Source organism: Acinetobacter sp. WCHAc060042, from assembly GCF_003231195.1.
Lineage (GTDB): Bacteria > Pseudomonadota > Gammaproteobacteria > Pseudomonadales > Moraxellaceae > Acinetobacter.
The window spans coordinates 1-1,197 of record NZ_QKVN01000099.1; the positions used below are offsets into that span (position 1 = coordinate 1).

Consider the following 1,197-nt stretch of genomic DNA (forward strand, 5'->3'; position numbering starts at 1 on the left):
TGTACTAGCTCAAACCTGATCTGACAGTTACCCATTTTTTATTGTGCCTGTCAGGTTAAATTTGAGCTAAATTTTTCTCAGCCCAAATCCGTTTTCCATCAAGTAAAGTTTCAAGTGGTGTACGACCACAGCACATTTTTCCTTGATGAGTCCGTTCAGTATTATAGAATTTCAGCCAATCGTCTAGATCAACTTGTAATTCTTCCAATGAGCTATAAAGCTTCTTCCTAAACGTAATTTGATAGAACTCCTGCAAAATCGTCTTATGGAAACGCTCACATATACCATTTGTTTGCGGGGAAGCTGCTTTTGTCTTCGTGTGATCAATATCATTAACTGCCAGATACAACTCATAGTCATGTTGTTCTACCTTACCGCAATACTCAGTACCTCTGTCTGTGAGGATGCGAAGCATTGGTAAGTCCTGAGATTGATAGAATGGCAACACACGATCATTGAGTAAATCAGCCGCTGTAATCGGTGTTTTTGTTGTATAGAGCTTGCAATGAACGACCTTACTATAAGTGTCGATGAATGTTTGTTGGTAGATTCGTCCAACACCTTTGAGATTCCCGACATAAAAGGTGTCTTGCGCGCCTAAATAGCCTGGATGAGCTGTTTCGATTTCACCACAAGCAACGTCATCCTCATGCTTACGTTCAAGTGCCGCAATCTGCTGATCATTTAATTCAATACCATCCTGTGCCACTTTAGCCTCAAGTGCTTTTAAACGCTTCTTAAAGTTTTCTAAATCATGACGAAGCCATATAGAGCGAACCCCACTCCCTGAAACGAATACACCCTTCTTGCGTAATTCATTACTAGTACGGTGCTGACCATATGCGGGATATTGAATTGCGAAATCAATAACAGCCTGTTCAGTAGCATCATCTACACGGTTTTTTAAATTTGGTACTCGACGGGATTTATTGATCAGTGCGTCAATATCACCAGACTTCACTAACTCTTGATAGCGATAAAATGTATCTCTTGAAACACCCATCACTTTGCATGCTCTGGATACATTCTGAAGCTCTTCAGCTAAATTGAGCAGACCTACTTTGTGTTTAATGATTTGATTGTTAGTATGCAACATAAGAAAGTTACCTTTGTTTGATTAAGATTTCGACACCTTTATCAAAACGGGTAACTTTCTCTTTTTCAAGAAGAATGTACGATCAAGTCTGAACTAATACA

Annotated in this window: 1 protein-coding gene; it reads right to left on the reverse strand. The window is 39.3% G+C overall.

Annotated elements, in window-relative coordinates; translation table 11 throughout:
- Positions 1–55: 55 nt before the first annotated feature.
- On the reverse strand, positions 56–1,096 hold the full coding sequence (locus DPG01_RS18340) for an IS481 family transposase (RefSeq protein WP_004642076.1): 1,041 nt from the start codon (positions 1,094–1,096) through the stop codon (positions 56–58).
- Positions 1,097–1,197 lie beyond the last annotated feature (101 nt).

Excerpts from the sequence above, each read along its gene's own strand:
- DPG01_RS18340 (WP_004642076.1), bottom strand. The coding sequence starts at position 1,096 with ATGTTGCATACTAACAATCAAATCATTAAACACAAAGTAGGTCTGCTC.